Here is a 26510-nt window from a genome sequence, read left to right as displayed (position 1 = left end):
AAAATGAGCATATCCGAGACGGAAATAGAGCAGATGGTGGATAGCCAGGAGGAAACCCAGCAGTACATAGAGATATATGGCGCGCGGGAGCACAACCTGAAGGACGTGAACCTAAACATCCCGAGAAACAAACTCGTGGTGATCACCGGCATCAGTGGCAGTGGTAAATCCTCTTTGGCGTTTGACACCATCTATGCAGAAGGCCAGCGGCGATATATGGAGAGCTTTTCGGCGTATGCTCGTTCTTTTATTGGCAACATGGAGCGGCCGGATGTGGATAAGATCAATGGACTCAGTCCGGTGATCTCCATTGAGCAAAAAACCACTTCCCGAAACCCGCGATCTACCGTGGGCACAGTTACTGAGGTCTATGATTTTCTCAGACTCCTTTTTGCCCGTGCAGGGGTGGCCTACTCCTACGTCACCGGGAAAAAGATGATTAAGCAAACAGAAGATCAGATTGTGGATCATCTGCTGAAAACCTACGACGGACAAAAGTTGATCGTACTGGCTCCCGTGGTGAAAGGCCGTAAGGGACATTACAGGGAGCTCTTTGTGCAGATACGCAAAATGGGCTTTACCAAGGTGCGGGTCAATGGAGAGATTCAGGATCTGGTGGCTAAAATGCAGGTAGATCGCTACAAGACACATGACATAGAGATTGTGGTGGATCGGGTGATCGTGCAGAGCAAAGATGAAAAGCGGATCCGCCAATCGGTACAGGCCGCCTTCAAACAGTCAGATGGCATACTGATGGTGCAGGATCAGGAGAATAACGTGGCTCACTTTTCCAAGTACCTGATGGATCCAGAGTCGGGCATCTCTTATGATGAGCCGGCACCTAACACTTTCTCATTTAACTCGCCGTATGGGGCCTGTCCTACCTGTCATGGCCTGGGGCTTATAGAGGAGATCTCTAAAGACTCGGTCATTCCAGACCCCAGCCTTTCCATCAGCCGTGGGGGCATAGCTCCTTTGGGGGAGTACCGCGACATCTGGATTTTCAAAAAGGTGGAGGCCATACTTAAGCGAAATAAAGTCAACCTGACCACCCCGATCAAAGACATCCCTGAAAAGACCATGGAGGTGCTGCTTTATGGAGATGATATCCCGGTGGCTGTTGGATCGGTGAAGTATCCCGGTACCGACTGGCATACCAAGTTCGAAGGGATCATTAAGTTTTTGGAAAAACAAAGGGAGACTGGCAGTGACAAGATTCGCCAGTGGGTTGAGGATTTTACGGATATTGCCACCTGCCCTGAATGCAGCGGCTACCGCTTGAAAAAAGAGTCCCTGCACTTCAAAATACATGATAAACACATCGGTGAACTGGCAGAAATGAATATCAACCGGCTCTCCGATTGGTTTGAGGGGATAGAAGCCAGGCTGGATGACCGCCAGAATATTATCGCTGGGGAGATTCTGAAAGAGCTGCGCAAGCGGATTGGGTTTCTATTGGATGTCGGTTTGGATTATCTCAGCTTAAACCGATCACTCAAGACCCTCTCAGGTGGTGAAGCACAAAGGATCCGCTTGGCCACACAGATCGGAACTCAACTGGTGAATGTTCTGTACATTCTGGATGAACCAAGCATTGGCTTGCATCAGCGAGACAATGTAAAATTGATTCAGGCCCTGAAAGACCTGCGTGATCTTGGCAATACAGTCATCGTGGTGGAGCATGACAAGGACATGATGCTGGCGTCTGACTTTGTGGTAGACATTGGGCCTGGAGCCGGCAGACACGGCGGCCACATTATGGCGGCCCAGCCACCTGCTGAGTTCATTCAAAATAAGAGCCTGACTGCAGATTACCTCAATGGCAACCTGAAGATTGAGATCCCAACCGATCGAAGAAAGGGCAATGGAAATTTCCTGGAACTCAAAGGAGCCACGGGTCACAACCTTAAGAATGTAGATTTGAAGTTGCCCCTTGGTACGATGATTTGCGTGACTGGTGTTTCCGGAAGTGGAAAATCTTCCCTGATTCACGAAACCCTGTATCCAATCCTCAGAAAGCATTTTTATAAATCCCGGACAGAACCCCTTCCCCATCAGTCATTAAAGGGACTGGAAAAGCTGGATAAAGTGATAGAGGTGGATCAGTCACCCATTGGTCGGACTCCCCGCTCCAATCCGGCTACCTATACGGGTGTATTTACAGACATTCGTTCTCTCTTTTCCGAATTGCCAGAGTCTAAAATCCGCGGCTACAAGCCAGGGAGGTTTTCCTTCAACGTGAAGGGCGGCCGCTGTGAGACTTGTCAGGGTGGAGGCATGCGTGTGATTGAGATGGATTTCTTGCCTGATGTGCATGTGCTTTGTGAAACCTGCAAGGGCAAACGCTACAACAGGGAAACGCTGGAAGTTCGATTCAAGGGCAAGTCCATTTCCGATATTCTGGACATGACGGTAGAGGCTGCTGTAGATTTCTTTGAGTTCCAGCCTAAGATTTTAAAGAAAATAGAAACCCTCCATGAGGTGGGGCTCGGCTATGTGTCTTTGGGGCAGCATGCCACCACCTTGTCGGGAGGTGAGGCCCAGCGGGTGAAACTCGCTACGGAGCTTTCAAAAAGGGACACTGGGAATACTTTTTACATTTTGGATGAGCCTACTACCGGTTTACATTTCCAGGACATACAGCACTTGCTGGAGGTGCTCCAGAAGCTGGTGGGCAAAGGCAATACGGTATTGATCATAGAGCACAACATGGATGTGATCAAGGTGTCGGACTACCTGGTGGATTTGGGGCCCGAAGGGGGTGAAAAAGGTGGTCAAATAGTAGGAAGAGGGACACCAGAAGACCTGGCCAAAAATGAGAAAAGCCACACGGGGAAATTTTTGAAAGAGGAGCTGGTGTAGTTACTTGTTGATAAAAAACCTGTTTATTCGGGAGCGGGGGCGGTATTTTTTTATTTCTTTTGATACTTTCTAAACCAGAAGGAGCTGGGGTTCCATTTCTCAATAGCAAATGAATAAGCGCAAGATTTACTGGATGTGTCAGGTTGGTGGGTGGTCGTTTTACGGTTTCCTCCAGATTTTCCTTTATGCTACGGTGCAGCAGCTGGACATGACACAGATTTTGGGTGAAGTGGTTCAGGTGCTTTTTTACATTTTTTCCACTCACTTCCTGCGCTACATTGTCATTCATTTTGGTTGGCTCAATGATCACTGGGTGAAGTTGATTCCGAGACTTCTGTTCGTAATTCTGATACTTAGTTTGATGAATTATGGCCTGTTATTGACCTATTCGTTTATAAGTGGTGAGCTTACCGGGCGTGATTTTTTGCCATTCACCATCCTGCTCAATGTGTTTGGGCCTATGATCATTTATTTCATTTGGGCCATGATCTACTTCACCTTCCACTATTTCGAGCGGTATAACAAAGGACTGAAGTATGAGGCGGCAGCCAAGGAGATAGAGCTCAGAAATCTAAGATCTCAGCTCAACCCACACTTTATTTTCAACGCCCTGAATAGCATTCGAGCCCTGGTGGATGAGAATCCGGTCAAGTCAAAAAACGCCATCACGCAGCTCTCCAACATTTTGAGAAACTCCCTGACTGTGGACCGTCAGCGGCTGGTTACTTTCTCTGAAGAAATGGAAATGGTGAGAGATTACCTGGCACTGGAAACCATTCGCTATGAGGAGCGTTTAAGAATAGAATTTAACATAGACCCCAAATCTACCGAATACCTTATCCCCCCTCTCATGGTTCAAACACTTGTAGAAAATGGTATCAAACACGGCATTTCTACATTGAAAAACGGAGGCAAGGTGGAGATTTCTTCCAAAGTGGACAATGAAAACTTGTTTATTCAGATTAGAAATACTGGCCAATATCTGAACGGTGAAACAAGGAAGAAATCCGGATTTGGACTTAATAATACCAAGAAAAGGCTGGAACTGATCTATGGCGATCAGGCCTCCTTCAGAATACTTAATGAGACCAAAAAAATAGTTTTAACGGAGATAGTATTACCAAGGTCCCTATGAAAACACTCATTGTAGATGACGAAAGACTGGCCCGCAAAGAGCTGATGAGCCTGCTGGAACCGCATAAGAAAATTGATGTGGTGGGTGAAGCAACCGATGTGGACGATGCCATAGAAAAGATCAATGAACTCAATCCCGATCTCATTTTTCTGGACATTCAAATGCCGGGCAAGTCTGGCTTCGACCTATTAGAGTCCCTGGATCATGTGCCGCGTGTGATTTTCACCACCGCTTACGATGAATTTGCCTTAAAGGCCTTTGAGGTGAATGCCCTTGATTATTTATTGAAACCGGTGCAGCCTGAGCGGTTGGAGGAGGCCATTGCCAAGCTCCATGTAGAATCTGACAGGAACCCCTCACCTACTGATGCCGAGAAAAGGAGCCTTGGTAAAGATGATCAGGTCTTTGTGAAGGATGGAGACAAGTGCTGGTTTGTGAAACTGGCAGATGTCCGCCTGTTTGAGTCAGATGGTAATTATATCAAAGTGTATTTTGGCGGGAATAAACCAATGATTCACAAATCACTCAATGCACTGGATGAGCGGCTGGATGATCGCACTTTTTTTAGAGCCAGTCGCAAGCATATCATCAATCTGGGCTGGGTAGAGAATATAGACACGTGGTTCAACGGAGGTCTGCTGGTCCAGCTCAAGGGAGGAGAAAAAATAGAAGTGAGTCGCAGGCAGGCTGCCCGATTTAAGGAGCGTATGAGTCTCTAGTTTTTGATCACCTTCAGAAATTCTTTTTCCACACCCCAGTCCTTAGACAATTTGATCATGGCCGTGGTTTCCATCTCGGTGACATAACCCTTCTGATGATTGTCTTCCCAGACATCCTTCAGGTGCTTGAGCTTTTCGGCATTGCTGCTCTCCGCAAGATTTTTGAAAAAGAAATCCCTGGATCGTTCAAATGCGGATAAGTAATCTTCGGAAATAAAGTGATCTGCCCATGCCAGCTCCTCCACGGCATCCAGTTCTTTGGCAGCGGCTTCCAGTATCAGTTTCTCATCATCATCCAGGCCATGGTAGTGGAGGATGAGTGACTTGAGTAGCATGACCGCTTTTTTGATTTCTTTTTCCATAAGGGTGAATCCAAAGCTAAAAGTAGGGATATTCTACTCATCATAAAACAGTCGCCATGAGATTTCGTCTGCCAGCATAAAACCTTTGGAGGTGAGCGCAAAGGTTTCTCCATCCCATTTCACCAATTCTCTTTTCTGATAGTCCTGTACCTGACTTTCATTGTCACTCACAAAATCTCGTTGGAAGAGTCTCCGGAATTTCGGCAAATTGATGCCTTTTTGGGTACGCAGGTGAGTAAACAGGTATTCGTTGATTTGATTAGTTGGAGTGAGTTTTTCGATGGTGATCGGGAGCTGACCTTTCTGTATCTGGTTTAGGTATTTTGAGTTGTGGCTTACGTTAAATGACCGGGAGCTTCCATCATATGAATGCGCCCCGGGCCCAACACCCAGGTAGGTTTGATCATCCCAGTAGGAGGAGTTATGTCGGGAGTGCTTGCCTGCTTTAGCAAAGTTGGACACTTCATAGTGTTCATATCCATGCTGCGTCAGTGTGTCAATGGCCATTTGGTATTGCTGCGCTGAAATCTCCTCCTTTACTTCTTTCAGTTGCCCTTTTTTGGCCCGGTGCCCAAAAACTGTTTTTTCTTCAATGGTGAGTCCATAAAGTGAAATGTGCGACAAATCATACGCGAGAATTTTCTCAAGATCCCACTGCCAATAGCTGGTGTCCGCAGGAGGGATGGCATAGATCAGGTCTGCAGAGATATTATCAAATCCAGCTGATGTAGCGGCGCTCAGACATTCTTCCGCTTCTGCACTTGTGTGAGCACGGTTGATAAATTTGAGGCGCTCATCATCAAAAGTTTGGATACCAATGCTCAGTCGGTTGATTCCCAAAGTCCGCATGGCCTGTAACTTGTCGCCGGTCAGGTCGTCAGGGTTGGCTTCCAGGGTGATCTCCGCATCTTCGATGACCTCATAGGTGGAGTGGATGCTTCTCAACAATCGATCCAGCTCCAGAGCGGACAGCATGGATGGAGTGCCCCCACCAAAATAAATAGAGGAAATGGGCGATCCGCCGAGCTCTTCTTTTCTCAGGACAAGTTCTCTTTCAATGGCATCCACCATTTCCGACTTCCTGGAAGTGTTGGTGCTAAAGTGAAAGTCACAGTAATGGCATGCTTGCTTGCAAAATGGGATATGGAGATAGATTCCTGCCAATGTCTTTGAGTTATCTTGCAAAGGTATAGGCTATGGCGCAGCTCTTTTGTATGATACGTGTTTTATGCTTTGGGATGATTCTCCTGTGCGCCCACCTGGGTGCAGCGCAGCGGGTGACAGTTTATCTGGATGGTCAGCCTACCACTGAGGTGCCCGGCATGGATTCCGTGGAGGTCTCCAGGTTTGTCAACCTTTATTTGTTGAGGTTATGGAATCAGGGTTTTGTCTTCAGCGGATTGGATTCAGTGTTTTCAGATCGGATTTATTTTCATGCAGGTGAAAAGTACCGAAATGAAATTGATCAGTTGGCGGTTTATGATGCTGAACAGGATACGTTTCAGCTCTGGAAACCCAAAAAACAGTCATTTCAATCTGCTGTTCAGAAACAGCTGACCACATATGCAGACAAGGGTCATCCCTTTGTGAGGATCACCTGGGATTCTGTACAGGTGAAAGACGATATGGCGAAGGGCTTTTTGCGCATAATTCCGGGACCCTTGGTGGTTTACGATTCTATGGTGCTTCTTGGGGAGGTGCAGAAGGGCCGGGCGTTTCTTCAGACCGCACTTCATTTGGAGGTAGACAAACCATTCAGCGAACGCACCTTTCAAAATCTACCGAAGAGCATAGCCAGACTGCAGTACTTAGAAATGAAGCGGCCTCCGGATGTGGCCTTCGAGCATGGCAAGGCCACCGTTTTTCTGGACCTGGACAAGCGAAAAAGCAGTTCTTTCGAGGGGGTGGTTGGGCTGCTGCCGGGTCAGTCTGCCGGCAATGGAGTAATGGTCACCGGGTTTCTGGATTTGCAGCTGGCCAACCTTTTCCAATCCGGCAAGCGGTTTTTATTCACCTGGAATCGGTTCGCGGACGAATCTCAATCACTCGATTTGGGATACTATCACCCCTTCTTCCTTAGCTCCAAACTGTTTTTGGATGTCGATTTTCATTTGTTAAAACAAGACACCACTTTTCTCACCCAGTCCTGGAACCTGACCAGTGGAACCAACATTGGTCCTATGTCCGAGGTGTTTTTCGGATACGAACATGTCAGCGGAACGCTGATCAGCCCCGATGAGTCAAACATCAGAGACAATCTTGCGGATTTTACTTCAAGCCAGTACATGATTGGTTTGCGAGATGTGCTTTATGGACAGGAGATGGGGATGAAAAGCCCTTTCAGATATCAGGCACGATTGGTTTTAGGAGAGAAGAACATCTCCAAAAACCCATCTATCGATAAAGGTGCATATGATACCCTGCACAGGCAAACAAGCATGCTGCGTGTCACTGCCGGAGCCAAATACCTGATCAGGTTGAAAAAGCGAACAGCATTACATCATCATTGGGAGGGCCAATTATTGGTCAATGATCAGATTTTGACAAATGAACTAGCCCGGATGGGTGGATTGAAAACGCTGCGCGGGTTCAATGAGAATTTCTTTTATGCTAGCAATTATGCCCTTAGCAGGCTCGAGATCAGGCAATACTTTGAAGAATATTCTCATTTCATGCTTTTCTATGATCAACTTTTGATGGAGCATCGTGGAGTAGTAAGCTATCCGCGTGGATTCGGAGCAGGATTATCGCTGGATACTTCCAATGGCTTGTTTACTTTTGCCCTGGCCATGGGGATGTCTAGACAAATACCAGCTGATCCGGCCAATATCAAAATCCACATAGGATACACATCCAAATTTTAAATGAGAGCACTTTTCTTTGTTTTTTCCTTTTTCATTACAATGAGCGTGTTCTCTATGGCAGATACATTGGTGATGAGGGACCTGGCGGTGGCGTGGAGAACATTTGACGGCAAGGGCGCAGTTTCCGAATATGTAAAGCATGAGAATGACATAGTTTTTTTTGAACTTCCTAAAGGTTCGGACTCAGAGAAATTGTTAATTGGATCCGATGAGCCTGTGGACATTTGGATGAATGAGCGTCTGGTAAAATACAATTTCTCTGGACTGGTTACCTACACTCCTGACTCCCTGGTGGTGACTTTTGGCTCCCCCATCAGAGTTACTATTTATCAGAAAGGAGGAATTGGAAAGACCCTGGTAACGCAAATGGCTGAAATAAGGACTGGAAAGGGCGCAGTGGATCCGTTGCATCCTCGTTTGGAAGGGTTTGAGCACAATGCCTACCTGATAATACTTACCATCCTGGTATTGTTTACTGGAGTGTATCGCAGGTTATTCCCGATTTCTTTTAGTCATTCTTTCCAAACACCACTCACTTTTAAGATGAGGAGTCTTTCTGCCGAGGAATCTTATATGAGCTTCGGTAGTATTGACAATCTTTTCACGGGGTTATATTTCAGCGGATTGGTGTCGGCGTTCTTTTCCTATTCCGGAGTTTATCCCTTTCGGGAGGCGCCAGTTTCTCTGGCAGGCTCCCTGTGGACATGGCTGTTTTCTACATTATTGGTGTTTGCGTTTGTTCTTTTGAAGTACGGTTGGTCCAGGCTATTAAGCCTTATTTTTGATTTTAAAGGCGTGTCAAATATTCATTCTCAGGACTTTGTGAGTCTATTTATCCTGGTAATGGCCGTATGTCTGGGGATTTCTGCTATAGATTTTACCCTGTTTGATTTTGTCTCTCAAACCTTGAAAAGTGGTGCAATCCTATTGTTGGTATTGGCTGTCATCTTTTATCAGCTTTGGATATATTTCAAGTTTGATAAATATCATTCGCATAGAAAACTAATGATAATTGTCTACCTTTGCACCACCGAATTCTTGCCCGGTTTTCTAATCATTTATTGGTTAGTCAAATTGCAATAGACAGATATACTTAATTGTATTTGATAGGAATGAGTGAAGAATTGTTAGTTACAGACAAAGAAAGGCTCAACAGGGTATCGTCGATACTCGTTTCACAGCCTGAACCCACAGACCAAAATTCACCTTACCAGAAGCTCGCTGAAAAGTACGACCTCAAGATTGATTTTAGACAATTTATTGAGATCGATCCGGTAGATGCTAAGGAGTTTAGAAAGCAGAAGGTTAATATTCTCGACCACACGGCCGTGATTTTTACCAGCAGAAATGCGGTGGATCACTTTTTCAGGCTGGCGGCTGAAAATAAGGTGGAAATTCCTACGGATATGAAATACTTCTGTATTTCGGAGCAAACTGCAAACTATCTGCAGAAGTACATCGTCATCAGAAAGCGCAAAATTTTCACTGGTGAGCGGACCGCTCAGGACCTGCTGGAGGTGATGAAAAAGCACAAAAAGGAGAAATTCATATTCCCTTGCTCAGACATCAGAAAAGATGATATTCCTGATTTTATGGAAAAGAATGGTTACGACTTTTCGGAAGTGATCATATACAGAACCGTGGCGAGTGATTTGTCTGATTTGTCTGATATTTTCTACGATATTATCGCATTTTTTAGCCCTTCAGGGATCAAATCACTTTTTGATAATTTCCCGAATTTCAAGCAAAACAAAACGAGGATTGCGGCCTTTGGCCCTACAACGGCAAAAGCGGTTCGTGATGCTGGTTTGATTTTGGACATTCAGGCCCCACTACCCAATGCACCTTCTATGACCGGTGCCCTGGAGCTCTACATAAAAAAAGCCAATAATCTTTAGCAAAGCCTTAAAATAGGGGTATTTTTGTTTGAAGCGTTATTAGTGTAAAATACCTTTATGAAAAAGTGGTGGCTGCTAGGCATATTAGTACTCGGCTTTTTTCTCAGCCGTGCCCAAAGTAATTTTTTCTTTGGGCACTATATGTTTAACCCGTCTTACCTCAATCCGGGTTGGAGTGGCAGTGAACAGCAGGCATTTGTGGCATTTCAGCACCGGAGCCAGTGGGTAGGTTATTCCAGTAGCTTTGATGGCACTGGAGGAGCACCGAATACTCAAATGCTAACGGGGATTGTCCCCATCAGGGGCTTTGTTATTTCCTCTGTAGGCATTAATGTTTCCAATGACAACCTGGGGCCTCAATCCAATTTTCAGGTGCAGCTTCCGCTTACCTATACCCTTGAGCTTAGAAAAGGGCAGTTACATCTGGGTGCGGCACCTGGGGTGTTTTCACAGACACAAAAATTTAATCAACTCCGACCCAACGAACCGGATCCCCTGATTCAGGGAGGGAGCGAGGTTCAGACAAAATTTAACCTGTCTGCCGGATTGTTCTATTCGTCAAATGATGGCTGGTTCATGGGACTAGGTGCCGTGAACCTTATGCGTCCGGGTTTCGATTTTGGTCAGGAAGGCCTGAGTAACAAGCAAGAGCTTTCCATAGCCATGCATGGAGGATACTCTTTCAAGATTAATGATGATTTGAAAATAGCCCCCACTGCCCTCATTCGCTCCAATCTGACCAACGTTACTTTTGATCTGGGTGGAATCGTTACCCTGAGAGACAAAATGTGGGGCGGACTTTCTTACCGAAGAGACGAGTCGGCAATTATTTATTTGGGATATGGTTTATTGGAAGACAACAGGTTGAAAGTTGGATACTCTTTCGATTTCGTTTTTCAAAACCAGGCCGCAAAGGCCCCTACCTCCCACGAGATATTTATCAGGTATGATCTTCCTGACCTTGTTTTTGGCGGAAGAAAAACGGTAAAAACACCTCGATTTACTTTTTAGAAAGTATCGATAAGGTTTGACTGTTAGTCGAATTTTGGGGAGAATTGATGTTAAAACTTGTATTAAAACAGGATAAGGTTATATATTTAGGCTGACTAAGTGACAATAATTTTTGTTAAAGTTTGTTTATTTTACATACTTGCAAGTTCAAATAAGGTGTTATGAATAATATGCGTGTTATAAAGTTTTCTACTTTAGCCGTACTAGCTCTTGGTGTTTTGCTACAAAGCTGTGGTCTTTTTGGTGGAGGATCTACAGACAGAGGAGAGCTTGTCGGGGTGTTAGATCGGCAAGGCTGGGAGATGACCCGGCCGTTCGGTATGGTGGCAGTACCTTCCGGTACTTTTCACATGGGCCAGGCAGATGAAGATGTCGCGGCTACTCAAATCAATTTTAATAAGCAGGTGACTATTGGTGCGTTCTTTATGGATGACACTGAGATCACTAACAATGAGTACCGTCAGTTTACTCAGGCCATTACGGAGGGATCCGAGGTGGATTTACCTGCGGGCTATTCCATCGCAGACCTAATGCCAGATACGACAGTATGGACCTCAGATTTCACCCATCATATGGGGGATCCACTGGTGGTGTATTATTGGTCGCATCCAGCTTTTGATGACTACCCTGTAGTGGGTGTTGATTGGAATGCAGCTCAGTATTTCTGCGTTTGGAGAACTCAACACTTAAATGAATACAGACAAAGTCTGGGAATGCCCGTTATGCCGGCTTTCCGTCTGCCATCTGAGGCGGAGTGGGAATATGCTGCCAGAGGAGGAAGAGACATGGCGAAGTATCCATGGGGTAATCCTTACGTGAGAAATCAGAAAGGATGTCTGTTGGCTAACTTCAAGCCAGGGAGAGGAAATTATTTTGACGATGGTTTTGCTTACACTTCTCCAATCAACACGTATTTTTCCAATGACTATGGTCTGTATGACATGTCAGGAAACGTAGCTGAGTGGTGCGAGGATGCCTATAATCCATCGGCTATGCCATTGGTTTGGGATTTGAACCCTACCTATTATGACGAGAGAATAGATTTTAAAATTGTCCGCGGTGGTTCATGGAAGGATATAGCTTACTACCTTGAAACAGGAACAAGATCATTTGAGCACAGAGACACAGCCAGATCCTCTATTGGGTTTAGATGTGCAATGACTTATCTTGGTAGGTCTTCTGGATATGAATTTTAAACTTGATAAAAATTACTAACCTAAATATTTCAACAAAATGAGCAAAAAAGGCGGATTCGTAGAGCTTCTTTTCAGCACAATAATGCCTAAGATATATGGTATCGGGGCGGCAATAGTAATTGTTGGTGCTATGTTTAAAATTCTTCACCTTCCGGGGTCCGGACCTATGCTTGGTATTGGTCTTACTGTGGAAGCGGTGATCTTCTTCCTTAGTGCTTTCGAGCCTGCACACAAGGATCCAGATTGGTCTAAGGTGTATCCTGAACTGGCTGATGATTACGATGGTCCTGCTGCTGCACCAAGAAAGGTGACAAGTGGTGGAAATAACACCGGAGTTGCTGCTGGTATGGATAAAATGTTGGCAGATGCTAAGGTGGGACCTGAGCTTATTAAGAGTTTAGGTGATGGCATGAAAAATCTTGCTGATTCTGCTGCTAAAATGGCTCAGTTGGGAGATGCCGCTTTGGTAACTAATGAGTATGCCAAGAATGCTAAGGCCGCTTCTAACTCTCTGGTTGAAATGAATAAGTCATATGCTACTTCGATGCAGGCTATGTCAGCAATGGCAGAGGCTTCTAAGGATACGAAGGAGTATCACAGCCAGGTGCAAAATGTCACTAAGAGTTTAGGTGCTTTGAACGCTGTGTATGAAATGGAGTTGAAAGATGCGCAAGGACATGTGAAGTCAATGAACAAGTTCTACTCTAACCTGACTCAGGCTTTGGAAAGCATGGGCGAAGCTGGTAAGGAGACTTCAGCATTTCAAGCTCAGCTTAATACACTTACTACCAATATTGCATCCCTCAATAAGGTATATGGTAATATGCTGAGCGCAATGAAACAAGGGTAATTTTCCAACACAAGCTTAAACTAAAAATAATATGTCTGGAGGAAAGGAAACGCCGCGGCAAAAATTGATTGGGATGATGTACCTGGTGCTAACAGCTCTGTTGGCATTGAACGTCTCCATTACAATTATTGACAAATTTGTATTTCTTGACGATTCGTTAGTAAAAGCTAACCGCGAAAGTGAGGAACGAAATGGTCAGATAGTTGAAAGTATTATAAAGACGGTTGATGATTCTGGTAATAGAGAGGATGATGTAAAGGTAGCGGAGTTGGCTCAGGAAATCAGAACTGAAACCTCCAAAATGCTGAAGGAGCTCACTGAGCTTAAAATCGCTTTGGTTGAAGAATCAGGTGGTTATGAGGAAGGGAAAAGTCCCGAGTACCCTGGTGATGCTAAGCACCTGATCGGTAAAACTGATTACTCCACTGTAGGGCACTATATGATGCCACTTGAGGATGGCGGTCAGGGTCATGGAATAGAGTTGAAAGAACGACTCAACAAATTTCCTGAGATATTGAAAGAGAAACTGAGTGCTATTGGAGCATCTGAAGCTGATCTGGCAGCTTACAAGAAGATTGCTGTAGATGCAGATGAAGATCCGGTTTATAAAGAAGATCCTAATCAAAAAGGTAAGGCTTTTGCTGATCTTGCATTTAGTGATTCTCCAACACCGGCAGGTATCGCTACGATCAGTGAGTTTCAATCAAGAATTTTGAGCTATGAAACAAGAGCGCTGGATTTCCTATCCGATAAAGTAGGAGCTGGTGATTTGAAGTTTGATGTTATTGTACCAATGGTAAAGCCTGAGTCTCGATACGTGGCTGCAGGTACCAAATACACCGCCAAAATGTTCATCGCTGCATCGTCTTCAGGAGTGACTCCTACGATGACTTATGATGGAAACGAAATTGAAGTGGATGCCAGTGGTCAGGGTCTTGTAGAATTCACTGCCAATTCATCAACATTTGATGCCGAAGGATTGGCGAAGAAGACCTACGAGGCGGCTATCACTGTTACGCTACCAGGCGGTAGGGATACTACCTTTACTGATGTAGTGGAGTATTTTGTGGTGAAGCCGACCATTCAGATTCAATCTACTTCCGTAAACGCACTTTATTTGAGATGTGGTAACAATCTGGACGTACAGGTTCCACAACTTGGTGTAGCTTATAATCCAGCATTCTCAGCAACTAACGCAAAAACTTATCAGGGAAGCGCAAAAGGACAGGTAACCATTGTACCTACTTCTACGGAGCAGGTTGTTCTAAAAGTTTCGAGTAATGGAAACCTCATTGGGTCTCGTGAATTTGGAGTTCGCAGAATTCCTGCACCAACGATCACAGTTTATACAGACCAAGGTGAGGTGAATATGAAGACTGGTATATCTGCTAAGACCCCAAGATTGTATATTAAGGCAGTTCCGGATGAGAGTTTCCAGCAATTCCTTCCTGAGGATGCTAAGTTCCGGGTGGCTGAAGCACAAATAACCTTGGTAAGTGGGGGTATCGGAAGAACGACCATTACTGTAGGTGAAACCGCTAACCTTACAGCCATTGTATCGCAAGCCAGAAAAGGAGACCAGCTTTCAATTGAAATAAGGAAAGTACAAAGACAGAACTTTAGAAAAGAGGTTGAGGATTTTAATAATTATAATAGGTTCATCAACATCTCTCTAAATTAATTCAGATAGGTTATGAAAAAATTTTGTTATGCACTGTTGATTGGATTACTGACCATTCCTGTTTTGTATGCGCAGGAGGTAAAGATTCCTATCATAAAACCTGAGGTTCAAGAGTCTCAGATTATGTTCCAGAGAATGGTTTGGAGGAGAATGGATTTGCGTGAAAAGCAAAATCAGCCCTTTTTCTCCAGAAACGGTGAAATATCCCGACTTCTGCTTGATGCTGTGGAAGCGGGGTTATTGAAGCCTTATATGACGGATTCATGCCTCAACCTGATGCCGGATAGTGTTTTTAAGACAAAAACAACAGTTGAGCGTCAAGGTGGCGGTGATTTTGGCGGCGGTTTTGGTGGCGGTTTTGGTGGTGGTTTCGGTAACGAATCCTCTAGTCAGGCGCAAGCCAGTGGACCTCAGTCGGATCCTATTCCGAAGGATGTATTCGATGTAATGTATATCAGAGAGGAAGTGATGTTTGATCGTAACAGATCCAGGATGTATTGGTACATCAGAGCCTTGACAATTGCCCTACCGGGAAGAGCAGGTTCTACCTGGAATCCTGCAGGGTTTGAAAACCAGGTTTGTCATTTTAAGTATGAGGATGTTGTGGCGTTGTTCAGAGGGCCTTATGCAGACAAAGCCATATGGTATAACAACCAGAATCAGGCAGCACATAGAAACTATGGGGACGCTCTTGAGCTTAGATTGTTTTCTGCACCAATCATTAAGATGTCCAATGCACAAAACCTTGATATCAGGCAGCTTACCTCAGATCCATTTGATGCTGTAATGCTTCAGCAGAAATATGAATATGATCTGATGGAATATGAAAGTGAGTTGTGGGAGTACTAATTACTTCTTGAAATAATATGAGGGAAAGGGATCGTTTACGATCCCTTTTTTTGTTGGAAATAGGTTGTCAGTATGTTGGCTTTCGACTTGCCAACTATTTCAGCGAGTTCTTCCTCCTGCGCCATTTCAATTCGTTTGATACTTTTGAAATGACGGAGCAATTTCTCCTTTGTAATGCTCCCCAGACCTTTGATATGATCGAGCTCGGATTGGATGCTGGCTTTGCTCCTTTTGGACCTGTGAAAAGTGATGGCAAACCGATGGGCCTCATCTCTTAAATGCTGGAGGAGTTTCAAGGCTGGGGATTTCTTGCTTATGTGCAAAGGGATTGAATCTTCCGGGTAGTAAATTTCCTCAAGTCTCTTGGCGATTCCTACTATTGGAAGTCTTCCATAGAGACCAAGTTCTTTGAGGGGTTCACAGGCGGCGCTCAGCTGCCCTTTCCCTCCATCTATGATGACCAAATCTGGGAGCGGGAGATTCTCTTCTGTGAGGTACTTATACCTTCTGCCTACTACCTCTCTCATGCTGGCAAAATCATCCGGCCCCACCACCGTCTTGATGTTGTATTTGCGATAGTCTTTCTTGGATGGTTTACCGTTTTTGAAGCAAACCATTGAGGAGACAGGGTTAGTGCCCTGGATATTGCTGTTGTCAAAACATTCGATGTGTCTGGGTAAACTCTTTAATCCCAAATCAGATTGCAACTGTTCAAGAATTTTTTCACCGCTGGTTTTCTTTCCCTCGCTCCTCACCAGGCGATCATTCTTAAAAAAGAGTGCATTTTTGAGTGAAAGATCCAGAAGCTTTTTCTTATCACCGATTTTGGGTTGGGTGATTTCTATTTCATCCCAGCCGTTGATCGGGCGGTTACTAATGATTTCTGTACTTGAGCTACTGTACTTATTTCTGAGACTAAACAGGATCAGCTGGAGCAGCTCTTCTTCTGGCTCGTCCAGTTTTCTTTTAGACTCCACGGTCTCAGACATTCTAATACTACCGTGCTCAATTTTCATATAGTTGAGGTAGTATTTGCTACCATCACCTATTACTCCAAAGATGTCCAGGTCACTGATTTTGGGATTGACGATGAGTGATTTCGACTGAAAATTATCCAGGTGATCCAGTTTTTGTTTAAAATCCTGAGCTGATTCAAATTTCAACTCTTCGGCAGCATTTTGCATAAGCTCTTTATAGCCCGCTTTCACCGTGGATATGTTGCCTTTCAGAATGTGATGGGCGCTCTGGATGTCCTCCATGTAGTCAGATTCTTCCTGTAGTCCTTCACAGGGCCCCAGACAATTGCCGATGTGATATTCTAAGCAAACTTTGAATTTTCCCTGGCTGACGTTTCGCTCTGAAAGGTTGAAATTGCACGTTCTGATTTTGTAGAGTTTTCTTAGCAAATCCAGCACTCCGTTCATGGCTTTTACGCTTGTATAGGGGCCATAATAGGTACCCTTGGAGGAGTCTATGCTTCGGGTGGAGTATATTCTGGGAAAACGCTCATTGGTGACACAGATGCTTGGGAAGGTCTTGTCATCTTTTAGAAGAATGTTGTACTTTGGTTGATTCTCCTTGATGAGGCTGTTTTCCAATAGCAGCGCATCGAATTCACTGTTTACAATGATGACTTCAATGCTTTCAATTTCTCGAACCAGTTTGACCGTTTTTCTACTGGCCTGCTTTGATTTGTTGAAATAGCTTGATACCCGCTTGAGAAGGTCTTTGGCCTTACCTACATATATAATGGTATTGGTGCGGTCGTAGAACTTGTATACACCCGGCTGGTGCGGGAGCTTGCCGTATTCTTGGGTAGAAAATTTGTGAGATTCCATGTAGGTTACATGATATCGTCTTCGTCTATCAGGTCGAATCGAAGAGAATCTGTAGGCTGGAGAACATCATTGTATTTATCACAATCCAACTCCACACTAATTGGTTTCAAAGGTTTGTCAAATGGACCCTTTTGGTACCCCAATGTAGGATCGGCATATATCTTAAGCATGAATTTTTCCCAAATGGGCATGGCTGTTCTGGCGCCTTGTCCCATCGCCCAGTATTTGAAGTGAATGGAGCGATCGTCTCCACCTACCCATGCGCCAGCTGCCAGGTCCTTAGTGACCCCCATAAACCAACCATCCGATGCATTCTGAGTGGTACCTGTTTTGGCCGCTATTTCGTTATCCATCCTGAGTTCCCGATCGATAGAGAGACCTGTACCTCCGGTCTCTTCGGTGGTTCCTTTAAGCATGTGAAGCATCAGGTAAGCTGTTTCTTCATTGAGTGCCTCTCTCGTTTCCGGAACGAATTGCTGTATCACATTACCATTTTCATCTTCTATTCGAGAAATGAAAAAGGGTTTGGTATAGATGCCTTTGTTGACAAAGGTAGAGTACGCAGCGAGCATTTCCTGAAGTGAAACATCTCCACCGGCACCTAATGCCAGCGCAGGAACAGGGGCTAGTGGACTCTCTATTCCCAGTCTTCTGGCATATTCTATCACAGTCTCAGGTTTCACCTGTTTCATCACAAAGGCGGTTATACTGTTGACAGATCTAGCCATGGCTTGCCGGATGGTCATGACTTCTCCACTAAACTTGCCACTGGCATTGTCAGGAGTATAAGTGGGAGGATCCTGTCCAGGCATGGCGAATGTTACCGGGGCATCCACTACCGGATAGCATGGAGAATAGTCGTTATCGATGGCCACCGTGTAGACAAAAGGCTTGAAGGTGGATCCCGGTTGTCTTTTCCCCTGACTGACATGATCGTATTTAAAGTATTTGTGATTGATACCGCCTACCCAAGCTTTAATGTTGCCATTTTTGGGGTCCATGGCCATGAAGCCTGCCTGCAGGAACTTTTTGTAATATCGTAGGGAATCATAGGCACTGAACACCGTATCTATCTCACCATCCCAACTAAAAACTGTCATTGATTTCTTTTTATTCAGGAGTATCTCTACAGAGTCTGATTCTTTTCCATAGTTACTAACCAGCGCGCGATACTGTGGTGTCCTTTTCATTGCGTTTTCAATGAACCCCTCGATTTCATTTCCGTTATCGTCGATCCAGGGGTTACTTTTAAGAGTGGACCAATGATCATCAAAGATGGATTGTAAAGTATCCATGTGCTCTTTCATGGCTTGCTCGGCGTATTCCTGCATACGACTGTCAATGGTAGTATAGATTTTGAGCCCATCCTCAAAGAGGTCATAGCCATGCTCTTTCGTCCAGGAGAGCAGAAAATTTCTGATGACAAACCGGAAGTAGGTGGCCAGACCTTCGTTGTGATTATCGACTAAATAAGTGAGGCCGAAATCTGTTGTTTTGAGACTGTCGAAGGTATCTCTTGTTAAGAGTCCGTATTTATGAAGGTTATAGAGCACCTCTGTTCTTTTGGCCATCGCATTGTCAGGATTCATGATGGGGCTGTATCGGGTAGGCGCATTGATCGCCCCAACAAGCAGTGCCGCTTCGCTATAATTGAGCTGTGATGGGAGTTTGTTAAAAAAAGTTTTGGCAGCAACTTTAATTCCGAAGGAGTTGCTTCCATACTCCACGGTGTTGAGGTACATGGCAAGTATTTCCTCCTTGGTATACGACTGTTCTAGCTGAACAGAGATGATCCATTCTTTGAGTTTAGTAATGATTTGGCCAACAGATGAGTATTTGTAAAGTGAGCCACGATTGGCTGAAGAGGTGCTGTAGAGGTTTTCGGCCAGCTGCATGGTGATGGTAGAGCCACCACCGTTGAATTGAAATGTTAGTTTTCCAATGACGGCTCTTAACAATCCTTTGAGATCGATACCGGAGTGTTTTTTGAAACGAATATCCTCCGTGACCAGGAGCGTATTGACCAGCTCTGGAGACAGCTCTTCATAAGTCACAGGAGTTCGATTTTTTCTGTAGTATTTACCCAGCGAAACACCATCTGCACTGATCAGCTCAGAGGAGAGATCCGGATCTGGCTTTTCAAGATCCTGCAGACTTGGCAGGTCTCCAAACCATCCATTGGTGTCATGTTTGACCATGTAAAAAAGGGATGGTATGGTGATGGCAGCTCCTAAAAAGAGAACCCACAGTACGATGACGATGATTCTGAGCGTTCGTTTATTCATTGGGGATAGTGTTTTTCAAAGAAATTCAAATAGGCGTTGACATCTTTGGTTTGATAGAAGATATCGAAATTGTCCTCCGTAATTACAAAGCTGTATATTTTTTCTCCTTTATGTAAGTCTTTAAGGGAAAGCTCGGCATTGAGCATGGTGAGAAACTTCTCGGCACTTCCCTTAGCGGGAAACTCATTGATTAGCACGAGCGCATGATCCTGGTTGAGAATGAGGTTGCCGGTGGTCAGGCCAAAATTCTTGGCTTTAATGAATTCTTCTACCTCCAAAGGTATTTGTTGGGTGAGTTGGTCATTGTTTGGATATACGACCACCAAATAATGCTTCTGCTTAAAGTATTCTACAAAACGGGCCTTAGCACTGTTGTAGAGGTTGATTTGATAGTCTTCACTGGTCTTTACCAGTTTTTGCGCGTAAGGGATTAATTCGCTTTCCGGATATGTTTTAATGAAGTTATTGAGTTCATACTGATATTTGAATTGTCCCTCCAGCTCTCCCATGTTCAGAACATTGAGTAGTGCAATGTTATCACTGAATGAGTTTTCAGGATAGAGGTTGAAAGCACTGTCCAGTAGGTATTTACTTTTCTGGTAATCCTTGCTTTTGTAGAGCTTGTAAGCTTTGGTGTACACCATTTTGAGCTGCTCGGTTGCGGCCTTGCTCTCTTCTCGGTAGTTGGGGTTATCCACAAGTTTGGCATATATAGACTCCGGGAAGTCTCGTTTGAGTTCATCAGACTTGAGTGTGGCCAGCTCAATGTTGGAGCCCTTATAAAGGAGGTAAAGCTGGTACAGGACTTCTGCCTTATATTCAGTTTGCGGGAACCGCGCTATAAGTGTTTCAAAGGTTTCAATGGCATTGGCATTTTCATCCAGTTTGAAATCATAGATATTCCCGAGGTTGTAATGGGCCTCTTCTACCTGAGCCAGGAGTTTATTGATTTCTTCCTGACTGGAAGGCACGGAGGCGAGCATTTCGTCCACCATTGTCTGTATGGCATCGTCGCCTTCAGTTTCTGCACTTGGCTTCTTTTTGGCTAATGCTTCTCCCTCAGCTCCGGTGGTAATCTCACCACCAGCCTTGAGGCTTCGCCTCCAGTTATCTTCGAGAGGTCGACTACCCCAGATGCGTTTGAATTCCGTAACACCTTTGCCTACAGCTGTGGTATTGTAGAAATACCAGGTGGCGCCAGGTGCCAGGTTTGCCCCTATCAGGTCTCCCCCTTGTTGGTCAAATACAGTGCTTTGCTGGCTGGCGCGTTTAGCCTCTTTTTTCTTTTTTGCTGCTTCCTTTTCATGCTGTTCTGTAGCCACTGCAGTAGCAAGTGCCAAAAGAGAATCTTGAGGAAGTTGAGAAAGACTCACCAGACTGTCGTTGGTTTGGATGGTTACAATTTGCTTGACAAAATCATTAAGGATCTCCTGTCGTTGCTTGATTTTTTCGAAGTTTTCCTCATCTCTGGGCATGGTAGAGACTGTGCTGTCGTAATAATTCTGCGCTAACACAAAGTTTTTGAGGCTGTCATAGTAGATCTGGCCGAGTTTCAAATACGAGTAGGCCTTCTGGCGTTTATTTTTTACCGAGGATTTTACTGATTCTTTGTAGTAAGCGATGGCCTGATCGAGGTTGCCTTGCTTTACTTCAAAATTGGCCATCTCGTAGTAGATTTTGTCTTTATACTCCGTGTTTTTAGTGTCTTTTAGGAGTTTTTTGAAATATTTCTGGGTCCTTTTGATGTCTCCAGAACTCGTGACCTGGGTCACCTGTGCCATGTTTAGCTTGGTGTAAAAGGCCAGTTCGTATACAGGATTATTTTTCAGACAGCTCTCATAATAATTATAGGCTTCGGCCTCAAATCCTAGTTGCTGGTATACCTGCCCGATGATAAAATCAATTCTGGCTTTATCCGAGTATTTGGTCATAAGTTCTTCAGCTGCTACCAGGTGCTGTACCATTTGATCCAAATCTTTGCGCTTCTGAAACAAGTAGGCTCGTACCATGCTCAGTTCCTTCTTGTTTTTATTGTTGAGCTTCTCCTTTTTTAAATAATCAGAGACAGCAATGGCATTATTAATTTCGTTGAAGTCTACAAAGGATTTAATGAGCTCGATCAGCGCAGCATGTCGGGCATCGTCATTTTCACTATGCTTATTTACAAACTTGAAGGTCTCAATGGCATCTGCAAATTCCAGGGAGTAGTACCTCGCTTTGCCCACCAATATGTAGGAGTCGTCCTCCCAGCGGGAATTGGGGTGCCTTTGAATGGCAATAGAGGCTTTTTCTATGCAGTCTTCTATCTGTGCTTCCAGGCTCTTGGCATCATTAGAGTCAATGGGTACGTAGATTGGGAGTACCTTGTTATAATTCCACTGATAGTTGTCATAGACACTTTGCTCTATTTCATTCATCAGTTCGTTGGCGATGAAGTAGGCATTGTAATGCGCAGTTACATTTTGATAAGCTGTGCTCACAGGCCCGCTGCTGTAGGAGCAGCCGGCTACCAACAGGGTAATTAAAATGAAATAAGTTATGAGATTAATGCGCACAATAGATATTTGCAAATTAACGTATATCCCTAGAGAATCTTGTAAAGATAAAACAGTAGGGTTTCAATATATTTGACACTTCATAAATTTCGCTGATTTGGCTCCTAAAAAGACTTTATCCAACTGGCTTACCAACAGGTACCTTCTGATCATTAGAAATGAAGAGAACTTCGCGGAGAAAAAGACCATCAGTTTCAACTACGCCAGGGTGATCCTGATTTTAACGGTGGCTTTCATCATCACCCTGGTGGTGTCGATGTATATGGTCACGGTGGTACTGGAGCAATGGCTGGATCCCAGGTATGCCATGATGCAATCTAACAGACAGCTGGTGGACCTCACGATGAAGATAGACTCCATGGAGTACGAAATGGCAGTGAAGGATCAGTACCTGAAAAACATCAGGATGATTATTGGCGGGGACGTAGATATCCTACAGGCCATGGGGGAAGACCCTGAAAACAGCACCATGAATCCAGGTGAGCTTGGGTTTCAGGAAAGTATTCCTCCCATTGACTCTCAATTTAGGGCGGAGTTTGAGCAACAGGACCTTGGGGTACTGACCTATGAAACAAGCAGCTCGGAGGAGTTTCGGGAGCTATTTCTTTTCACTCCGATGGAGGGGATTATTACCGATGGATTCAACCCTAAAAAGGATCATTATGGGGTAGATATAGTAGCCAGAGAAAACGAACCGGTAAAATGCGCGGCTGACGGAGTAGTCATTTTTTCCTCATGGACACTGGATAGTGGCTACGTTTTGGGAATTCAGCACAGGGGCAATTTGATCTCTGTTTACAAGCACAATTCGGAATTATTGAAAAACGTTGGTAATTTTGTCAGCGGTGGTGAAATTATTGCAATTATTGGCAATACTGGTGAACTTACTTCGGGGCCTCATTTACACTTTGAACTGTGGCACAATGGTAATCCGGTGAACCCCCAGGAATACGTGGCCTTTTAAAAAACTAAAACATAGACCCATGTTTAACAAGCAGGAACAGAAAGTAGCGGAAGAAATGAGCAATTCGAGCAATATTATTGGCAAAGGGACTATTCTCGAGGGAAGCCTTGAAACTTTTGGGAACATCAGAATAGAAGGGAAGGTAATCGGGAACATCAAAACCAAGTCGAAGGCAGCTTTTGGTCAATCTTCTCAGGTTGATGGGAGTGTGCTGGCGCAAAACGCTGAAGTAGCCGGACATATTACCGGTACAGTAGAGGTGACAGAGGTATTGGTGTTGAAACCCACTGCGGTGATCGATGGAGACATCATTACCAATAAGCTGATCGTAGAGTCAGGCGCGGTATTCAACGGTGGTTGCAAGATGGGTGTGAAGAGTAAAGAGATAAAAATTGGCAAAGCAGAAGAAGGATCCCTCCTCAAAGCACAATCCTAAAGTAGACAACACCTACGCCAGGATTTCAGGGATTACCTTTGAGCTTCTGGCGATCAATCTGGGATTTATACTGGGTGGTTATTACCTCAATGAAAAGGCCGACCCGGTATTTCCATGGATTTTGTTGTTGGGAGTATTTCTCTCAGTAGCAGCAACCATAGTCTACCTGATCAAAAAGTTTAGCTCGTGAAGAAATACCTGATCATCTCAACGGGGATCTCCCTGACGTTTCTTCTCATCTATTATTTTCTCAACGATTCCCTGTTTCAATCCTACCTGCATCAGCAGTTTCCTGCCCTGATTCTGTTTTTTTACCTACAGTCACTGGCAGTATGGTGGATGTTGCGATTGGGCGAAAAGTCCAATTGGGAATCCCCAATTTATGTGCTGGGCGGGATCACTTTCAGGTTTCTCACAGGTCTTTTCTTTTTGGCCATTCTTTTTATCATGAAAATGGAAAATATCCGGCCGCTCATGATTCAGTTTATCGTCCTCTATTTGGTTTATTTAATCTTTGAATTATTTGCTGCATTACCTAACTTGCGGCGGAATTGAGGAGATAACCCTTTTACTAATGAGTCAAGAGAAAACCGCATCCTTTCCTAAGTTTTTGAAATCCAGTTTATTACTAGTCGTTTTCGGACTCTTAATAATCCAAACTGGATATGCTAAAGATCCGGTAGAAGGGGAAGCATTTGATCCCAGTGAGATGATCAATCATCACATCATGGATTCGCATTCCTGGGAGATTTTTCATGGCCTTAGTTTGCACCTTCCGGTGATCATCTACAGTGAAGAGAAGGGACTTGATATCTTTTCTTCCAGCAACTTCTACAACGAAGAACACGAAGTGGTTCCTTTCAACGGGTATGTGATGGAGCATGAGCACATTGCATTGGAAAGTGGAGCACATGTTTTGGATTTCTCCATTACTAAAAATGTTTTCTTCTTATTTATCAATGCATTGGTAATGATCATGATCTTCATGGCAGTGGCCAGGGGATATAAGAAGAATGCCGGCAGAGCACCAAGAGGGATTCAGTCCTTTTTTGAGCCCATCATTATTTATGTACGGGACGAGATTGTGAAGCCTAACATTGGGCCAAAGTATGAGCGATACCTGCCTTACCTGCTTACCCTGTTTTTCTTTATTTGGTTTGGTAACCTTCTGGGTCTTTTGCCAGCAGCCGCCAACCTTACGGGCAACATTGCGGTAACGTTGATACTGGCGGTAGCCAGTTTGGTGATTACACTGGCGTCAGGAAGAAAAACTTATTGGATGCACATCCTGGATCCTTTGGGCAATAGCATGGGTTGGTTGGCAAAGTTTCCACTCTACCTCATCTTGTGGCCTATAGAGATTATCGGAATTTTCACGAAACCATTTTCATTGATGGTTCGACTTTTTGCCAACATCACGGCGGGTCACATCATCATATTGAGCATATTAAGCTTGACGTTCATTGCACAGAGTTTTGCAGTGGGAGTAGCGGCCACACTTTTCGCGGCAGTTATGAACCTGCTGGAGTTGTTTGTGGCACTGTTGCAGGCTTATGTATTTACCCTACTATCTTCCATGTATTTTGGTCAGGCAGTAGAAGAACATCATCATTAAGAATTTTTTTTAAACCATATAAATAACAAAGTAATGGGAGCAATTGGAGCAGGTTTAGCAGTACTAGGTGCTGGTCTTGGTATCGGTATGATCGGTAAAGGAGCAACAGACGGTATCGCTAGACAACCAGAAGCCGCTGGAAAAATCCAAACTGCGATGATCATTGCAGCAGCCTTGATTGAAGGTGTTGCACTTTTCGCAGCTGTAATTGGATTTATGTCTATCGGAAGCTAATTAATCAAAATTGATCTGGTCTTGTTTGCATTAGGCATCAAGACCAGATTTTTATTTCAGACATTTAACGAAACTGACGTGGAACTAGTAACCCCGGGTATAGGATTAATATTTTGGCAAACGGTCGTTTTCCTCATTGTCTTTCTCATTCTTGCTGTTTTCGTATGGAAACCAATAGCAGGAGCGCTGAAGGCAAGAGAAAGCCAGATAGACGATGCCTTGAAAGCTGCAGATCTTGCAAAAGAAGAGATGGAGCAGATCAAATCTGACAATGAGTACCTTCTGCTGGAGGCGAGAGCTGAGCGTGATAAGATACTAAAGGAGGCTACTGATACTGCAATTCAAATCAAAGAGCAAGCCAAGAGTGAAACTTCTGCGATCGCCGAAAAGCTGATTGCTGAAGCAAAAGCCAGTATTGAAACAGAAAAGAGAGCTGCCCTTGCGGAGGTGAAAAACCTGGTAGCAGGTCTGTCTGTTGAGATTGCTGAGAAATTGCTCAGGGAGAAATTGTCTGATGATAAGTCGCAAAAAGCGCTCATCGACAAATTTTTGAAAGAAGTAAAAGTAAACTAAGATGTCTATTACCAGAATAGCAGCCAGATACGCTAAGCCCCTACTGGAGCTAGCCGATGAGAAGAAGGTAACGGAAGCAGTGAAAAATGACCTGGTCAATTTTTCAGACATCTGCGCGTCCAATAGAGACTTTGTGCTCATGCTAAAGAGCCCCATCATCACCAACTTCAAAAAGGCTGAGATTTTGAAGCAGATTTTCGATAAAAAAGTAAACCCGCTAACGGCTGCTTTTTTTGATATAGTCACTCGCAAGAACAGAGAGAAATATCTCCCTGAGATTGCTAGGGAATTCATGGTACTCTATAATCTCAAAATGGGATATCAGAATGCTACAGTGACTACCACCGTGAAGTTGGATGCGGATATGAAGAAGGCTTTTGAGAAGCTTGTTACAGAGCTTTCAGGTAAGAAGCCTCTATTAGGTGAAAAAGTAAATCCAGAATTGGTAGGAGGATATATCCTGCAAATGGGGGATCAGCAAATAGATGAAAGCTTGAGCGGCCACCTGGCTGATCTGAAGCTTAAATTTCAAAAAGAAACGATTTAATTAAACCCGTCCGAGAGGACAACAAAAGGATAAGAT

At 44.4% G+C, this 26510-nt stretch carries 24 protein-coding genes; 19 read left to right on the top strand and 5 right to left on the bottom strand.

The features are described 5' to 3' along the window. The first annotated feature begins 3 nt into the window (after positions 1 to 3). From uvrA to ACHKAR_RS07255, 3 genes are all read left to right on the top strand, one after another. Positions 4 to 2862, top strand: coding sequence for an excinuclease ABC subunit UvrA (gene uvrA, locus ACHKAR_RS07265; RefSeq protein WP_395416785.1), 2859 nt, complete (start codon positions 4 to 6; stop codon positions 2860 to 2862). A 109-nt stretch (positions 2863 to 2971) separates the two neighbouring features. Next, positions 2972 to 3997 carry a sensor histidine kinase gene (locus tag ACHKAR_RS07260; protein ID WP_395416784.1) on the top strand — a complete coding sequence of 342 codons (1026 nt, stop codon included), beginning with the start codon at positions 2972 to 2974 and terminating at the stop codon, positions 3995 to 3997. Continuing rightward, entirely contained in the window at positions 3994 to 4716 is a 723-nt protein-coding gene (locus tag ACHKAR_RS07255) for a LytR/AlgR family response regulator transcription factor (RefSeq protein WP_395416782.1), read from the top strand. The genes ACHKAR_RS07260 and ACHKAR_RS07255 overlap by 4 nt, the downstream gene beginning before the upstream one ends. Here the strand turns inward: ACHKAR_RS07255 and ACHKAR_RS07250 are convergent. Next, positions 4713 to 5078: a hypothetical protein gene (locus ACHKAR_RS07250; RefSeq protein WP_159585419.1), complete on the bottom strand. Its 366-nt coding sequence runs from the start codon at positions 5076 to 5078 to the stop codon at positions 4713 to 4715. The two genes, ACHKAR_RS07255 and ACHKAR_RS07250, sit on opposite strands and share 4 nt — an antisense overlap. 33 nt (positions 5079 to 5111) lie before the next feature. Then, complete coding sequence (gene hemW / locus ACHKAR_RS07245; protein ID WP_395416781.1) at positions 5112 to 6242, bottom strand: radical SAM family heme chaperone HemW; 1131 nt, start codon at positions 6240 to 6242, stop codon at positions 5112 to 5114. A 74-nt stretch (positions 6243 to 6316) separates the two neighbouring features. Between hemW and ACHKAR_RS07240 the strand changes: the two genes are divergently transcribed. The 8 genes from ACHKAR_RS07240 to porN all read left to right on the top strand — a co-directional run bounded on the left by ACHKAR_RS07240 (position 6317) and on the right by porN (position 15427). Continuing rightward, positions 6317 to 7942 (top strand): BamA/TamA family outer membrane protein, encoded by a 1626-nt coding sequence (locus tag ACHKAR_RS07240; protein WP_395416780.1) that lies wholly within the window; start codon positions 6317 to 6319, stop codon positions 7940 to 7942. After that, the gene (locus ACHKAR_RS07235) at positions 7943 to 9025 is read left to right on the top strand and encodes a DUF4271 domain-containing protein (protein WP_395416778.1); all 1083 of its coding nucleotides are present in this window, start codon (positions 7943 to 7945) and stop codon (positions 9023 to 9025) included. A gap of 29 nt (positions 9026 to 9054) precedes the next feature. Then, the gene (locus tag ACHKAR_RS07230; protein WP_159585425.1) at positions 9055 to 9840 is read left to right on the top strand and encodes a uroporphyrinogen-III synthase; all 786 of its coding nucleotides are present in this window, start codon (positions 9055 to 9057) and stop codon (positions 9838 to 9840) included. 57 nt (positions 9841 to 9897) lie between these two features. Continuing rightward, the gene (locus tag ACHKAR_RS07225; protein WP_395416777.1) at positions 9898 to 10851 is read left to right on the top strand and encodes a PorP/SprF family type IX secretion system membrane protein; all 954 of its coding nucleotides are present in this window, start codon (positions 9898 to 9900) and stop codon (positions 10849 to 10851) included. A 161-nt stretch (positions 10852 to 11012) separates the two neighbouring features. Next, on the top strand, positions 11013 to 12047 hold the full coding sequence (gene porK / locus ACHKAR_RS07220) for a T9SS ring complex lipoprotein PorK/GldK (protein ID WP_159585429.1): 1035 nt from the start codon (positions 11013 to 11015) through the stop codon (positions 12045 to 12047). A gap of 37 nt (positions 12048 to 12084) precedes the next feature. Then, entirely contained in the window at positions 12085 to 12897 is an 813-nt protein-coding gene (gene porL, locus ACHKAR_RS07215; RefSeq protein ID WP_159585431.1) for a type IX secretion system motor protein PorL/GldL, read from the top strand. Between the two features lie 31 nt (positions 12898 to 12928). Beyond that, on the top strand, positions 12929 to 14578 hold the full coding sequence (gene porM, locus ACHKAR_RS07210; protein WP_395416776.1) for a type IX secretion system motor protein PorM/GldM: 1650 nt from the start codon (positions 12929 to 12931) through the stop codon (positions 14576 to 14578). Between the two features lie 12 nt (positions 14579 to 14590). Next, a complete protein-coding gene (gene porN / locus ACHKAR_RS07205; RefSeq protein ID WP_395416775.1) occupies positions 14591 to 15427 on the top strand; it encodes a type IX secretion system ring subunit PorN/GldN in 837 nt (278 codons plus the stop codon). A gap of 35 nt (positions 15428 to 15462) precedes the next feature. On the opposite strand, the gene uvrC is transcribed toward porN, so the two are convergent. Genes uvrC through porW form a run of 3 tightly spaced genes read right to left on the bottom strand, consistent with a single transcriptional unit; the run spans position 15463 to position 22105 of the window. Then, on the bottom strand, positions 15463 to 17265 hold the full coding sequence (gene uvrC / locus ACHKAR_RS07200; protein ID WP_395416774.1) for an excinuclease ABC subunit UvrC: 1803 nt from the start codon (positions 17263 to 17265) through the stop codon (positions 15463 to 15465). A 5-nt stretch (positions 17266 to 17270) separates the two neighbouring features. After that, a complete protein-coding gene (locus tag ACHKAR_RS07195) occupies positions 17271 to 19550 on the bottom strand; it encodes a transglycosylase domain-containing protein (RefSeq protein ID WP_395416773.1) in 2280 nt (759 codons plus the stop codon). Continuing rightward, positions 19547 to 22105, bottom strand: a complete 2559-nt coding sequence (gene porW / locus ACHKAR_RS07190) for a type IX secretion system periplasmic lipoprotein PorW/SprE (RefSeq protein WP_395416771.1) — start codon at positions 22103 to 22105, stop codon at positions 19547 to 19549. Before porW ends, ACHKAR_RS07195 begins: the two co-directional genes overlap by 4 nt. A gap of 97 nt (positions 22106 to 22202) precedes the next feature. Between porW and ACHKAR_RS07185 the strand changes: the two genes are divergently transcribed. Genes ACHKAR_RS07185 through atpH form a run of 8 tightly spaced genes read left to right on the top strand, consistent with a single transcriptional unit; the run spans position 22203 to position 26474 of the window. Beyond that, positions 22203 to 23069: a M23 family metallopeptidase gene (locus ACHKAR_RS07185; RefSeq protein ID WP_255465623.1), complete on the top strand. Its 867-nt coding sequence runs from the start codon at positions 22203 to 22205 to the stop codon at positions 23067 to 23069. Between the two features lie 19 nt (positions 23070 to 23088). Continuing rightward, entirely contained in the window at positions 23089 to 23505 is a 417-nt protein-coding gene (locus tag ACHKAR_RS07180) for a bactofilin family protein (RefSeq protein ID WP_159585443.1), read from the top strand. Beyond that, positions 23462 to 23695, top strand: a complete 234-nt coding sequence (locus tag ACHKAR_RS07175; protein WP_159585445.1) for an AtpZ/AtpI family protein — start codon at positions 23462 to 23464, stop codon at positions 23693 to 23695. Before ACHKAR_RS07180 ends, ACHKAR_RS07175 begins: the two co-directional genes overlap by 44 nt. Further along, on the top strand, positions 23692 to 24060 hold the full coding sequence (locus ACHKAR_RS07170) for a hypothetical protein (RefSeq protein WP_159585447.1): 369 nt from the start codon (positions 23692 to 23694) through the stop codon (positions 24058 to 24060). The genes ACHKAR_RS07175 and ACHKAR_RS07170 overlap by 4 nt, the downstream gene beginning before the upstream one ends. Before the next feature lie 19 nt (positions 24061 to 24079). Continuing rightward, on the top strand, positions 24080 to 25120 hold the full coding sequence (atpB, locus tag ACHKAR_RS07165; protein ID WP_159585449.1) for a F0F1 ATP synthase subunit A: 1041 nt from the start codon (positions 24080 to 24082) through the stop codon (positions 25118 to 25120). Positions 25121 to 25153: 33 nt separating this feature from the next. Further along, positions 25154 to 25354: an ATP synthase F0 subunit C gene (gene atpE, locus ACHKAR_RS07160; protein WP_159585451.1), complete on the top strand. Its 201-nt coding sequence runs from the start codon at positions 25154 to 25156 to the stop codon at positions 25352 to 25354. Between the two features lie 21 nt (positions 25355 to 25375). Further along, on the top strand, positions 25376 to 25927 hold the full coding sequence (gene atpF / locus ACHKAR_RS07155; RefSeq protein ID WP_395416770.1) for a F0F1 ATP synthase subunit B: 552 nt from the start codon (positions 25376 to 25378) through the stop codon (positions 25925 to 25927). A 1-nt stretch (position 25928) separates the two neighbouring features. After that, positions 25929 to 26474, top strand: a complete 546-nt coding sequence (atpH, locus tag ACHKAR_RS07150; RefSeq protein WP_395416769.1) for an ATP synthase F1 subunit delta — start codon at positions 25929 to 25931, stop codon at positions 26472 to 26474. The last annotated feature ends 36 nt before the right edge of the window (positions 26475 to 26510 follow it).

Source organism: Marinoscillum luteum, from assembly GCF_044005705.1.
Classification (GTDB): Bacteria; Bacteroidota; Bacteroidia; order Cytophagales; family Cyclobacteriaceae; genus Marinoscillum; species Marinoscillum luteum.
Note: the sequence above shows the minus strand (reverse complement) of the source record. Positions and strands in the feature narration are given on the sequence as shown.